Here is a 14,521-nt window from a genome sequence, read left to right as displayed (position 1 = left end):
CGGCGAAGGGGGTTTTTGCAGGATTTTCAGGGAAGGGTGTCGCAAAGTGGAGAATTGGCTGAAGGATACGAATCCTCGCTCGGCTCGTCAGCGCCAACAGAACGTATTCTCAGAGCTGCCCGCACATTGCTCAGACTTTTTTACGGGTGCTTACCCTCTGTAGTCGCGGGTCGCAGGCTGAAGCCTCTTGTATGACTACGCCGTTAGTCGGTTCTGCCCGGCGGATTGGCGTGGGTCTGCTTGACTTATTTTAAGGATCTTGTGCGGTGATCCCTTAATGGAAGCGTTATCTCAGGATGAGGACCGTCATGAAGAAGATCGTCAAGAATTCCGCCAAGTCCGTTTCGGCCCTGGATATGCTGCTGGGCAATACACGGCAGACCAAGGCCGGAATCTCTGCGCTGACCCAGCAGTTCAGTTCGGTTCTGAGCCTGTCCCAAGCCGATATTCCCCGCTTGATGAAGCAAAACCCGCAGATGCACATCACTGAAGCCCGCGATATCCATGCGCGTGCGCAGGCGATGTCTGTCGTGATTGCCCGACAGTTTCGCGAGCAACGTCTGACGGCCTCGGTGCGCCAGGCTAATCGCCCGCCGTCAGGAATCAGAGGTTTGGTGGATGGCCCTACCTACACAGACATGTTCAACCCGGACTGGGCCAATCACTGTCCGCCGGATGCCATTGAAGCCACCACCTCGCCTGTTGCCTATCTGGCGGATCTGTATCGGTTCGCGCTGGAGTTGGAGGCCTCCGGTGATCAGAGCGCAATCATCAGCCTCGACGCGCGGCGGCCTGATCTGAAGAACCTGCTGCTCGACCACACCGCGCTCAACCGCGTAGAGCCGACCATCGTGTTGGTCAACGAGATTCTGGAGAGCTCGATCCGTGGTTATCTGGACGGCATCTCGCTTGAGGACAAGCCGGTCGACGATGCACTACTGGAGGCGCGCTACCCTAACGCGCTGCCGTTCGAGCGCTACACCAGCCAGATCAACTACGCCCTCGGCCGCAAAAATTACACCCTGGGCGATGCCATACGGGCGGCGGACCCTGATTATCCGTACTTCAAGGAGCCCGGTGTGCATTCCTTGCTGTCGGACATCGCGCTGATTCAGGACACCGGGCTTGGTCCGGTGCAGCAGGGGTTGCTGCTCGAAGCACCGTATTTTCCTCAAGACAGTGCCCCGGCACATCCGCTGAGTTCAAGCCGAGGCCGCATCGATCCGCGCACCCGCCTGTTGCGCGATGGAACAGACCTGGGCGCCCCCACAACGTTTTATCTGGACAACTTTGGTGTGGGCGGTTTTATCGATCTGGAGGATACCCAGACGTTTTGCCTTCGCACCGGGCTTACCACCGAGGAACTTGAAGCCTTATTGTCCGTCGGTGCGTTCGCAACGACCCGTTCATCCAACGTCACTCAGGGCGCTGGGCAGGCGGTGGATGGCAGCCTGTCCGGTTCGGTCTACATCAACGCTGGCGCATTGCCGGCGATGGGCATTGAAACGCTGCCAGCGCAGGACGGCGGTCCAGGGCCAAGGCATCGCCTCACCGGCAGCTCCCCTGATCGATTTGATCGCATGAACCGGATGATCCGCTTATCGCGTTGGCTTGAGCTGCCATTTCATGAAGTGGACCTGCTGCTGGTGGCCTCGTTGCAAGCCGAGCAACAGGCATCCACTGTCACGCGCAGAGTCAAGGCAGGCGACTCGAACCCCTACCACATCACCCAGAACACACTGCGCTCGCTCGGCCTGTTTCAGATCGTGCGTAAACGCTTTGGCGCTACCGCCGAAGACTTTGCCGCGTTGCTTTACGGGCTGGGCGTGTATGGACGGGGGAAGACGGCGTCGCAATTCGACCGGGTGTTCAACGGCCAGGCGTTGTTTGAGGTGCCGCTGATTCTCGACGACCAGCCGTTTTCGATCATCCCCGAGAACGAGGCTGAGCGGCAGAAGATCAATCACTTGTGCGCGGCGCTGGGGATGACCTACGAAGTGTTTCGCTATGTCGCCAAGGTGGTGCGACAGGCCTACGCCGGGCAGTCATTACGCTGGTCCCGCGAAGTGGTTTCAGCGTTTTATCGCCTGGTAAAACTGCCGCGTTATCTCGGGTTGAATACCGTCGAAGTACTGGCGCTGCTGGAGTTGCTGGACGGCGGCGGCAGTCATCTGGTTTCCAAGCTGGCGGGCGTCACGCAGATCGCGACGTACTCTGCCTCGGCCAACACCGACACGTTGAGCGTGATGCACGCGCTGGTTGATTTCAGCGTCTGGCTTAAGGACAACAAATGGACCGTTACTCAATTGTGTCAGCTGGTGCTGCCTCCAGTGACTAGGCCCATTGCCACTGAAGCCGAACAAGGCTTGCTTGAGCAAATCCACTCTCGGCTGACGGAGGCACTGGTCACCGACAGCAGCTTCGCTCAAGTGGGGGCGCCGGAGGTGTCGGTGACGTCGCAGCCTGATGAGCAGGGTAAGAAATTTCATACCAGTGAGCCGATTGACTGGTTTGCCGAGTTAGAGACTTTCATCGATACGGGTAAAACCGCGGCCACTGCAAGGGGCCTGGTGAAAATTCTCAGTGGCGAGACAGAGGCAGAATTTGCAAACGCGTTGAGCGAGCAGGTTATAAGAGTCATAAAAGCCCATGGCCTCGCCGTTGAGGAGCTGCACCCGAAAATTACTAACATGATCATGCGTGCCCGAGGTGCGCAGGAAGCTCTGCTGATGGAGGATTTAGCCAGCTACTTGAATACCTCTGCGGACCTTGCAAAGGCGCTCTTGAGCTGGGCCCATGGTAGCCGTTATCAGTTGCTGAACGAGGTGCTCAGGGTCTACAGCCAGCCAGGTGATTCCACGGTAGACATCGGCGATGAGGTGTTGCTGGTGCTGGATGCATTAGTCAAACGCGCGGCTGTCAGCTCGCATCTGGAATTGAGCTCGGCATTGATCACACAACTGTTGGAACATCCGGCGTGGTTTGGCCTAAATGACGCCGAGCTATCACTGCAGCTGGTATTTTTTCTGACGCAATACGCCACAGCGCTGCGTTTGAGTGAGCAGAATGAAGAGACTGTGCTGGACTACTTCCGGTTGATCAACACTCTTTGGAAGGACGGGTTATCCGAAGGGGACAAACGTCTGATTCGCGAAAGCGCGGCGAATAAGCTGGCCGGTTTTTTGCGCTGGAGCGTCCGCGAGATATTGGCCATTGCCTTTCATGTTGAGCCCAAAGACGGCGTGATCGATACATTGCGCACATTCGATACGGCGGTCCGGATTTCGCGGTTCAGTGGCAACACCCGGATGGATGCCAAAGCCCACTTGGCGTTGCATGCGCTAGCACCTACCAGCGTAGCCGAGCAATATCGTGAGGCTGCAGAACTGGCGCTCAGTTGTCTGACCGAAACCTCCCAGGGGGTAGCCGACGAAGTCGGGCAGAGTTCCAACAGTGTCATTACAGTTACGCCTGATTATCTGGTTGCAAAACGCAGAGATACCGCCACTTACACCATTACTCTGCGCGACTTTATGAACAATCCCATCGCGCAAGCGACCGTTACATGGAGCAATCCTGAACTGGGCGAACTGGATCAATTATCCGGCGTGACAGATGAAAACGGAATGAGCTCCGTAATCTTCACCAGTGGCGATGAGATGGGCGTCGTAAATGTTGTAGCGAATTATGGGCTCGATGACGTGCTCAAGGCGCCTTCGTTGAGAATTGACTGCGATGAAGGTACGTTGACTTTCATTGCGGGTGAGCGTTCGCCCGATTCAGCATTGTGCAACCTGCTGGAATCCATTCCGCACAGCGTCACTCTAGAGGACTATTACGGGAACAGGGGGGTTGACCGAGCTGTTGAGTGGGCCACCTCGCTGGGTGCATTCAAGCGACCTCAAACATTCACCAATAGCGATGGTGTGGCGACGGCTGACTTGAGAAGTCTGCATCCGGGTTCTGCGATTGCAGTGGCGCGCTTCAGTAACGGCGAGGAATATCCGTTTAAATCGGTCGAGTTCTTGAGCATCCCATACTTTGAATATGTGCGGTTCGTGAGCACGCTTATAGCGGGTATTGAGGTTGGAATAAATTGCCGTGTCGTAGAGTTGGATGGCACTCCCAAACAAGGAGTGACAGTCGACTGGAGTGCGGACGCTTCGGGCCTCTCAGGGCTGGAGAGCATTACTGGGGAGGACGGTATTGCGGTAAATCGTTTTTTACCGGAAGCGGCGGGCCAGGTGCAGGTAACGGTAACCGCGACCACAGACATGGGCGATTCAATCGGACCTAAAATTTCGCCAGTGACTAAGATTTATCAGCATGTGGTTATTTCTAAACAAGAGGCTACCAGTGAGCGGTATCTAGTTGGATTATCTAAGCCCATCGTTTTTTCAGTTTGGCTGGAAATTGAAAGCGAAGTTGCGCCGGGAATGCCGGTAGATTGGTTAATAGACGGGACGAAAACAATAACTACGTACTCAGATAAATTAGGTCTGGCCAGTTTTAATTCGGATTTTGCAGCAGGAGACCATATAGTCATTGCGCGAATTTATGGCGGGCAAGAGTCGGCTGAGTTCTCGGTTGCTTCATTTACGAGGTGCGACTTTGTCGTGAGCCTTAAAGGGTTACAACATCCGGCAGAGTCCAGGCTATTATCGAGAGGCTCCTCCTACGTCCTCAATGTTAGAGTCGTCAATGAAGATGGTTTAGACGACGAGGGCGTAAAATTCGCATTAAAGTCCACCGGTGTGGAACCAGCTCTGGAAGGCGTGATAATCGATGGTTTAGATGAGGATCTGGTTTCGATCTCGGGTGGCGTAGATATATTAATCGACGTCGAAGGTGGGTCGCGGGCGGATATTGGACTAATCTTGCAAGGAGACGCGATTACACCTCTGAGTCTGAATTATTATATAGGATCGATTTGCAGTTATGCCGGGATCATATTCTATCAGGGGCTGGCCATTGCGATTTGGCAACCGGCGTCAGACTCCCGGGTTTTCGGCACGATGCCCGACGCTCTTCATCCTACTGACGGTTCTGACGGTTCAGATCTTTTGGATGGCATCCTCTATACAGATTACTCATCAGTAGATGGTTGGACAAAGCGGACAACCATAGTCTTTGCACCATTCGGGCAGGCTATATGGGGCTCGCTCCTTGATTCTGTTGACAATGTTCCTTGGGTGGGTGGCGAATCGACGTCAAGCACGGGCTGTGTATCTGAAAATAGACATTTAGGGTTTCTTTCTGGTCACAGTGTTGTCCATGGTTATGATCAGGCGCGCTTGTTTCAAAGGTGAATAACCATGCTAACGACTCGTGTGAATCAATTAGCTCAACTACACCGCGACGCCCTCGTCGCCTACTACCTCGGCCAACTTGTCCCAAGTCCGGAATATCCTGCGCCCGAAAACATTATCACCCCGGAAGACCTCTACGAATACCTGCTGATCGACAATCAGGTCAGCGCCGAAGTAGACACCAGTCGTGTCGCGCAAGGCATTGCCAGCATTCAACAGCATGTGCATGCCATCTATAACGGCATGGAGCCGGGGTTCGGGGAGATTCCCGATCTCGCCGAGCACACTCGTACGCAGCAATTGTGGCGTGACGGCATGAGTGAATACAGCACCTGGGCGGGTTACCAGATGCTGGCCGACTATCCTGAAAACTATCTCGACCCGTCCTTGCGGCTGAGCAAGACGGAGGCGTTCAAGGCGCTGGAAGGGGATCTGGCGCAGGCGCGACTGACAACCGATACGGTGCAAAAAGCGCTGGGCAACTACCTGACGCTGTTTGAAGAAGTCAGCAACCTCAATACGGTGGCCTGTTACATCGATGGCGTGGATTTCTGTAAGTCCGACTATTACTTTATCGGCCGCCAGACAGTGGAGCCGTTCGCTTGTTATTGGCGCAAGGCAGCCATTGATCTTGATGGGAGCAGCCCGGTGGTGCCACCGTCCGCGTGGACTGAGTGGAAGAAGATCGAAACGCAAACGTCTGGAACAGTTACTCATGTCCGCCCGGTGGTGGTGGAGGGGCGTCTGCATGTGGTGTGGCTGGAACAACTACGAGAAGAGCTGGACGCAAATGAAAAGCCCAAGGCTGACAGTTTTATCTATCGACTGAACGTGAGTTACCTGCAAAGCAACGGGCAATGGAGTGCTGCAATCGCGTTGCGTGAATGCACGATGCCTTCGTTTGAAACACTCGAAGCGTCGGATTACATGCTGATAGCTACGTTTGATAACCGCTCTCATGCGGATCCCAGACTCATCATCGGCTTTTTAAAACGACACGTTACTCTGGTGGAAGGCCACGCATTTGTGCTCGTGAAAGATAAGTACTGGCAGTCCGTCACGCCGACTTCGGCGTCCATGACCTCAGCCCTTACCGCGCTGGTGAAGCAGTTGGGTGGCGATCGCGGGCGCGCACAGGTTCCGATGGAAGGTGCCGACGCTGACGGGAAAGTGTGGACCCTGGACCGCGTGGACTTGAATCCGAGCGGTGACAACGATCCTGGCGTCTTGAGTTCGTTTCTCGATCTCAATGTACGCATCAAAGTGATTGACCAGGTTTGCAAAATTGAGTCCATCGGCGTGTGCAGCAAGCCGCTGTATGAGGACGCTGAAGGGATCACTCCCCTACGTCGCAACTTCGGAATCTGGAAAAGCGTGCCAGACGCCGATCATGCTCTTGTGCTCAATGGCTCGGCCAGAACGACTGCGCAAGTTGATCCATGGAGCGGCGAGTTGACGTATCCGATGCGCTTCGGCATGAAAAAAGAGGCGGGCAGCCTGGGCTACAACGAATTCACCATCACCCGCAAAGAACGTTCCGATGCGATGCCCACTATCGTCACCACCGCCGATGGCAGCCAGTTCATCGATCTGGAATGCCTGTTGGTGCCGTCTCTGCGTTACGTGCGGCTCAACACCGCCTTCGCCGGTGAGCTGGTGCGCAGGGCTGAGATCTCTGTGGAGGCGGCGCTGGGCTGGCAGGCACAGCACATGCTCGAAGGCGCTGCACCGGGCAAGCAGCGCCAGCCCGTCGATTTCAATGGCGCCAACGGGCGGTACTTCTGGGAATTGTTCTTTCACCTTCCACACCTGGTCGCGACGCGTTTGCATCAGTCGTTCGACTACGCGGGCGCTGAACAATGGCTGCATTATCTGTTCAATCCACAGGCGCGGGTGGCGCCGTTGCATCCCGCTCCTGCGCTTGTGGACTGGCTGCCCTACTGGACCAGCCGACCTTTGGCGTTCGCCGATGACCCGTCGCGCGACACCGCCGCGCCACGGGACCCGGACACCATCGCGTATGGCGCGCCTTCACACTATCGCAAAGCCATTTTCATGCTCTATGTGGACAACCTCATTGCCTGGGGCGACTCGCTTTACCGGCAGGTGACGCGCGACACCTTGAACGAAGCCCAGCTGCATTACGTCCGTGCACTGTCGCTGCTGGGGCCTCTGTCCAAGGGGCGCAGCATCAGCCAATGGGCGCCGCAAACCCTGGCTCAAGCCGCCCGTCATGAGGATGACGCCTTGGCAGCTTTCGAGGTATCAACCGCCGCGTCCCTCGAACACGTGACTTGCGCGTCTCTGGGTGCCGAATCCTGGCTCCGGCTGATCGACGCTCCGTGGTTTCGCCTGCCGGTCAATACCCGCCTGCTGGACATATGGGACCAGCTGGACACGCGTCTCTACAACCTGCGCAACAACCTGACGCTGGATGGCCGGCCGATGAAGTTGGCGTTGTATGAGGCCCCGGCCAACCCGCGGGACCTTCTGCGTGCTCAACTGGCAGGCAGCAGCGCCGCCGTCCGGCGTCTGGGTGCACTGGCGATCATTGCGCCTTACCGCTTTTCAGCGATGCTGATGCGTGCGCGGTCGGCGGTGGACACGCTTATGGCGTTTGGCAATCAACTGCAGGCGCATATGGAAAACCGCGACCGCGCCGAACAGCAGAGCCTGCAACAGGCTCATCTGCTGGAGCTGACCCAGTTCGTGGAAACCTTCGACACTCAGGCCATCCAGCAGGCGGAATTTAACCTGGCAGCGTTGAAGTCGCGCCGTGAGCAACTGCACGCCAAAGTCGCGTCCTACGACAAATGGCTGGAAGAGGATGTCAGCGATGCGGAGTTGGCGGCGGAACAGATGCTCGCCGGAGCCAGTGCCTCACGGATGGTAGCGGCCGGGTTGCGCTCAGCCGGCAGCGCGTTGAGCGCGCTTCCCAACACCATCACCTTGATGTGCGTCCCGGTGCCTATCCCGATACCGGGTGGCTGGACGTGGGGAGGGCCGCCCTGGGCGGCGGCTTCACTGCTGGAGGGTGCGGCCATCTATTTTTCGGACAGTGCCGAAGCGCAGTTGCGTGCCGATGCCCGTGAGCGGCGGCGCACCGAGTGGGCGTTCCTCAAGGACGAGGCGCAAAATCAGCTCGAGGCGCTCGCCCTGCAGGATGAGCTGCAGCAGATGTTGATTCGTTCAGCACAACTGAAACGCGATCGCTCTCGCAAATCCAGTGAAGCGGCGCAGGCGCTGTATGCATTTATCCAGAACCGCGCCACCAATGCTGCCCTGTATCAGTGGTTGGGCGGGCAGATGGCCACGCTTTATTTTCAGGCCTACGACGCGGTGTTTTCGCTGTGCCTGGCCACCGAAGCATGCTGGCAATACGAGATCGGAGATGGCGACACGCGCTTCATACCGGTCAATGCGTGGCAGGACAACCGCCACGGGCTTACGGCCGGAGAAAGCCTAGGGCTGGGGCTGATGCAAATGGAGTCGGCCTTCCTTGTGCGCAATGAGCGGTCCCTTGACCTGGCGAAAACCGTATCGCTAAGACGCTTGCTGGCCGACTACCAAACCGACGGGAACGAGGCAGGCTGGCCTTCCGTGATCGCCCAGTTGCGTACGTCTGGCACCCTTGATTTTGCCTTGAAGCCATCGCTGTTCGACCGGGATTATCCGGGCCACTACTTGCGTCAACTGGAACAGGTAACCCTGTCGCTGCCCGGTGTGCTGGGGCCGTTCGAAAACGCCCGGGCGGTGCTTGGACAGCTCACTAACAGCTACTTGTTGAAGGCTGATCTGGGTGGTTGCAAACACATGTATCAGCAGGCCAATGAGTTGCCGGGCGAGCACGATGACGTCAATCCCAGGTTTGTCATCGCCAATCCCAGATCAGGGCAGCAGATCGCGATCTCCGGTGATACCGAGGACAGCGGTCTGCATACGCCCCTGGCGGGCGATGAGCGTTACCTGCCCTTTGAGGGTACTGGCGCGGTATCGAGCTGGACGCTGACGTTTGCGCGACATAAATGTGTCACGCAGCAACGAATGTTCGATGACTTGCAGGACATCATCATCCACCTGCGCTACCGCGCTAGGGACGGTGGAAAAGTGTTTGCCGAACAGGTCAAGGCGCTGCTGCCACCCCCTGACCGGTGTCGTTTAGCGGCGACGCTGGCGGCCAGCCTTTAACAGGATAGTGCCGCTCCGGCGGCGCGGCGTACGCACATCAACGGATGATGAGGGCAAGGCCATGAGCCAGGCAATTATTGGGGTTCTGGAAGAACAACGACGGGATGCTTTGGTCGCCTACTACCTGGGCCAGCTCGCTCCCCAGGGAAACGCGGCGTTGAGTCCGGCGCTGACCCAAGACGATCTCTACGAGTATCTGCTGATCGACAATCAGGTCACCGGTCAGGTGGACACCAGTCGAGTGGCGCAGAGCATTGCCAGCGTCCAGCAACATATTCATGCCATCTACAATGGCATGGAGCCAGGCTACGCCAACGCATCCCGCGAATCGCTGACGCTCTGGCGCGAGGGCATGTCGCAGTACAGCGTGTGGGCGGGCTACCAGATGCTTGCGGATTACCCCGAAAACTATCTTGACCCGACGCTGCGACTCGACAAGACGACCCTGTTCGAGACCTTCGAATCAGAAATCGCCCAGGCCCGGTTGTCTCGGGATTCGGTTCAAAGCGCGTTGGGCAACTACCTGCAGGCATTCGAGCTGATCAGCAATCTGCAGATCACCGGTTGTTATGTGGATAGCACGAAGTTTTTGGATGCCGATTACTATTTTATAGGGCGGCAAAGCATCGAGCCGTTTGGGTATTATTGGCGCAAGGCGCATTTATATCCGGGAGACAATGCAACCAAACCGACCATGGCGGGCTGGACACAGTGGCTGCCGATTGACTCGGTCTCGGGTGCGCATATAAAACATTGTCGGCCGGTTGTCATGGATGGCCGTTTATATGCGGTCTGGGCTGAATCCGGGAAAGCGGTGTATGACGATGCCGGGGCGACGACCGGTGAGTTCGAATATCATCTGAAGCTGACGTATCGAAGGCTTGATAATGGCTGGAGTGTGCCAATTCATCTTCAGTCGGGCGTGGCACCGGATGAGTTGCTCGCCAATGAGGTGAGTGCCGAGGGTGTTGTTACAAAAGGCTATCGACTCGGTGTTGGCACTGACCGGGCCACTGATGGTCGCCGGCTGTTAGCGGTACACTTTGTCTCACAAGGATTCGAGCCTGATATCAATACTCACCTGGTACGCGACAGTCTTTTAAATCCTGTCAACATTGATCTGTCCGGGAGCATGGATGCAATGCTTGGTGTAGACAGCCGTCGGGTTCAGTTCGCCTTCGACGATGTGGCCAGCAGGTATACGATTGCGCCGATAACGTGGGATCAAACAAGCGAGGGAACTGTACTCGGGAGAGGAGAGTTGGCGGTCAATCAATACCTGACACTTCACGTCGATTGGAAAAGCAACATCGGGACTCTTCAAGGATTCTGCAATAAGGCAGTCAATGTAAAGCGAGACAGTGATTTTATTTATAGTAAATCCATCGACTACAGTCAGCGGTATGGATTTCATGTGGATGTCATCTCAGGTATCGGCGATTTAACCTTCAGCGTGATCAGGTTCATCGACAAGCACCTGGAGATTCCTCCTATAAGCGCATCACTCATTTATGCTGGAGAGGTGCTCTGTACCGTTACTGAAGCCGACTTCGAGGACTACCCTCACGAGTATTTCAGTTATATGCAGGCACAGAAAGTTATTAAGTTTGATCAAGAGGCGTTTGAATTGACGGGCAGTGACGGTGAGTTCATCGCCAACATTAGCGATAGCATGGACTGGCCACTGGATTGTGCTCACTACAAGCCTAATTACCAACCGGCGGAGATGGAGTGGGTTATCCGCCGCTTCGATCCTAATATATCGGTAGGAAGTGGCACATTAATTTTAAATGGCGCTGCCAAGACGCCCTTGCTCGATCACGAGTGGGGGACGCAATATGACCCCAATCGTGTGTATCAGTGGGGTGAAAAACTTGGTGATGACGTGAATTTCGGCGCAAACGCATTCAAGGTCGAGCGGGTGCCTGTATCCAACCCCGCTCCATTGATCAAGACAACCCCAGCCGGCGCGCATTACCTTGATCTCAGCACCATCGGCATCGATGCCAGCGCCGCTTCCATCCGCCTCAACACCCTTTTCGCCAAGGAACTGTCGCACAAGGCTGCTTTCTCGCTGGAAAGTGCCTTGTCCTGGGAAACCCAGCACACCGTGGAACCTGAATTACCCGGCCAGACTGCGCCGGTTTACCTGGACTTCGATGGCGCCAATGGCCTTTATTTCTGGGAGATTTTCTTTCACGTCTCGCACCTGGTCGCCTGGCGCTTACAGCAGGAGTTCGACTACTCAGAAGCGCAGGCCTGGCTGGAGCGCCTGTTCAATCCGCAAATGCGCGTTGCTCCCCTTTACCCGCCGCCTTCAACGACCGATTGGTTGCCTTACTGGAGTTGCCGTCCGCTGGGCCTGCCTGATCGCTTCAACACCGAGCTGGAAGGTTTGGGTAATCCTGACGCCATCGCGCGAGGTGCGCCGTCGCACTACCGCAAAGCGATATTCATGCTCTACGTGAACAACCTCATGACCTGGGGCGACATGCTGTATCGCCAGGTCACCCGCGACACCCTCAACGAGGCCAAGCTGCTGTACGTTCGGGCAGGCTCCCTGTTAGGCCCGTTGTCGAATGGCCGCAGTATCAGCCGCTGGACGCCCGCGACCCTGTCTGCTGTGCTGGAACCGGAGAAGCATTCCTTTGCCTTGCTCGAGTCGTCCATGCTTGACGCGCTGCGTGACTTGATCCCGCTGCGCGATGACGGCGCACCCTGGCTGCGTCTGCTTGATCTCCCGGCCTTCCGACTGCCGGTCAACAGCCAGTTGCTGGACCTGTGGAGCCAGCTGGAGCAACGGCTGTTCAACCTGCGGAACAACCTGACGCTGGATGGCAAGCCGATGCAATTGGCGCTGTACGAAGCCCCGGCCAATCCGCTGGACCTGCTGCGTGCGCAGTTGAGCGGCTCGAGCCTGAGCCAGCGGCGCCTGGGCTCGCTGGCAATCATCCCGCCGTATCGTTTTCGCGCCATGCTGCCGCGCACCCAATACGCGGTGGAAATGTTGATCCGTTTTGCCCAGGTAGTGCTCAACCACATGGAATCCCGCGACCGCGCCGAGCAGGATGAGCTGCAGCAAGGGCATATCGTCGATGATCTGGCGACCTTTGCCGAGCGGCTGCAACAAAATGCCATCGATGAAGCCGGCAAAAGCCGCGACGCGTTGCAAGCAAGTCGTCGTGGTGTCGCCGCGCGCAAGGCGTATTACGACGCGTTAGTGCGCAAGGATGTCAGCGCGCTGGAGAAATCTGCCCATGGCAAGCGTATGGCTGCGATGGGCTCTACCGTTGCTGCCCGGGCGCTGGGTGCCGCGGGACACTTCGCCAACCTGGCGCCTAACCTGTTCGGTGGTGCCACCGGTGGCATGCACTGGGGCGGCGCTGCTTTCGGCCCGGCGGAATTAGCCGAAAGTGCCGCTGCAGTATTGTCGGAGCTGGCCCAGGTACAACTGACCACTGACCTGCAAAATCGCCGTCGTGACGAGTGGCAGTTCATGGCCAAACAGGCCGAGTCCGAGCTGGAAATACTCGATCAGCAGATCCAGGCGCAGGAAGTGAACATGCAGTCGGCCACAACCAGCCTGGAACAGGCCACCAAAGCGCGGGAACAGGCGCAAGCGATGTACGCCTTCATCAAAGGGCGGGCCTGCGGCGCTGGGCTGTATCAATGGTTGTTGAGCCAAATGTCGACGCTGTATTTCCAGGCCTACGACGCCGTGCTCTCGATGTGCTTGAGCACCGAAGCCTGTTGGCAGTATGAAATCGGCGATCGCGATACGCGGTTTATCTCGACCACCGCCTGGGCTGATAACCGCTTCGGGTTGACAGCGGGCGAGTCCCTTAAATTGGGCTTGCTGCAGATGGAGTCGGCGTATCTGAGTCGTCATGAGCGGCGCCTTGAACTGACAAAAACCGTGTCGCTCAAAGCGCTATTGCAGGATTACGATCCAGGCGCTGCTTTCTCGTCGCAGACCGCTGCCACGGGTTGGGACGCGGTGGTCGAGACACTGCGGGCCGAAGGTGAAATCAATTTTCAGCTCAAGTCCTCGACATTCGACAAGGATTACCCCGGCCATTACTTGCGCCAACTGGTGCGGGTATCGGTGTCATTGCCAGTCGTGCTCCAACCCTATCAGGACATTCATGCAACGCTGAGCCAGCAGTCCAGTAGCTACCTGTTGAAGCCGCAGATTGGCAATGTGAAATACCTTTATCAACAGGCTGGGGAGCTGGCAGAAGGCGACGAAGATATTCGTCAGGACCAGATCGTCTTTAACCCGCGATCCAATCAGCAGATTGGTCTTTCCAGCGGTGTTGATGACCACGGCATGGCTACGCTGGACTTTGGCGATGAGCGTTATTTCCCGTTTGAAGGCACGGGCGCCATCTCCAGCTGGACGCTGAGTTTCCCCAACCATGAATCCGAGAGTCAGCAGGCTATGCTTGCAACGCTGACCGACGTCATCTTGCATGTGCGATACATGGCGCTCGACGGCGGAAAAGCGTTCAGTGATGAGGTCGAGGCGCTGGTGGCGTCGGTCGAAGAAGGGGAGGCCAGTCGTCGCTCACCGCCGGGTGCACGCCACTACCGGGTCACTCACTAGCCGATTTCGCTGATGTATGCCCCTACATCCTTGAGGATGATTCGCAACGTTGCATCCAGATCGGCCAGCTCACTGGCCGGCGTGCTGTGCAGGATTTCGTAGGACGTATCTCCGCCCAGATGGATGGCGTCCCCGGCGTCAATCTCCAACATCAGGCGGGTGGCGCTGAAGGTCACGATGATCTGCTCGTCGACGTGAATGGTGTCGTCGCGGAAGGTGATGTCGACTTCGTCCTCGTCCGGAAAGCGCGCCAGCATGAACAGGTCGCCATTTGACCCATGGCAACACGCCAGCGCCATGTCATCTTCCTCCTCGTCACAGGGGTTGTAGATGAAGCTGTCGGTGGTCATGAGCATGGGGATGTTCCTTGAGAGCGTCTGGGGGGCTGAGCGGGATTTTGCCAGTGTTCGCGCACATT

At 56.9% G+C, this 14,521-nt stretch carries 4 protein-coding genes; 3 read left to right on the top strand and 1 reads right to left on the bottom strand.

The window, feature by feature from the left end; all coding sequences use genetic code 11:
* Window positions 1-308 precede the first annotated feature (308 nt).
* The 3 genes from AC0Z8Z_RS10115 to AC0Z8Z_RS10105 all read left to right on the top strand — a co-directional run bounded on the left by AC0Z8Z_RS10115 (window position 309) and on the right by AC0Z8Z_RS10105 (window position 14,103).
* Window positions 309-5,309, top strand: a complete 5,001-nt coding sequence (locus AC0Z8Z_RS10115) for a Tc toxin subunit A (protein ID WP_485619006.1) — start codon at window positions 309-311, stop codon at window positions 5,307-5,309.
* Window positions 5,310-5,315: 6 nt separating this feature from the next.
* Window positions 5,316-9,497, top strand: coding sequence for a Tc toxin subunit A-related protein (locus AC0Z8Z_RS10110; protein WP_485619005.1), 4,182 nt, complete (start codon window positions 5,316-5,318; stop codon window positions 9,495-9,497).
* 61 nt (window positions 9,498-9,558) lie between these two features.
* Entirely contained in the window at window positions 9,559-14,103 is a 4,545-nt protein-coding gene (locus AC0Z8Z_RS10105; protein WP_485619004.1) for a Tc toxin subunit A-related protein, read from the top strand.
* Here the strand turns inward: AC0Z8Z_RS10105 and AC0Z8Z_RS10100 are convergent.
* Complete coding sequence (locus AC0Z8Z_RS10100; RefSeq protein WP_485619003.1) at window positions 14,100-14,459, bottom strand: hypothetical protein; 360 nt, start codon at window positions 14,457-14,459, stop codon at window positions 14,100-14,102. The genes AC0Z8Z_RS10105 and AC0Z8Z_RS10100 overlap by 4 nt on opposite strands.
* Window positions 14,460-14,521: the final 62 nt, after the last annotated feature.

Source organism: Pseudomonas sp. 1L-C-7-B-C1 (assembly GCF_057291635.1).
This window is presented reverse-complemented; position numbering and strand designations above follow the sequence as displayed.

Bases quoted from the DNA above. Each gene is read 5' to 3' on its own strand.
- AC0Z8Z_RS10115 (WP_485619006.1), top strand. From the start codon at position 309: ATGAAGAAGATCGTCAAGAATTCCGCCAAGTCCGTTTCGGCCCTGGAT.
- AC0Z8Z_RS10110 (WP_485619005.1), top strand. From the start codon at position 5,316: ATGCTAACGACTCGTGTGAATCAATTAGCTCAACTACACCGCGACGCC.
- AC0Z8Z_RS10105 (WP_485619004.1), top strand. From the start codon at position 9,559: ATGAGCCAGGCAATTATTGGGGTTCTGGAAGAACAACGACGGGATGCT.
- AC0Z8Z_RS10100 (WP_485619003.1), bottom strand. From the start codon at position 14,459: ATGCTCATGACCACCGACAGCTTCATCTACAACCCCTGTGACGAGGAG.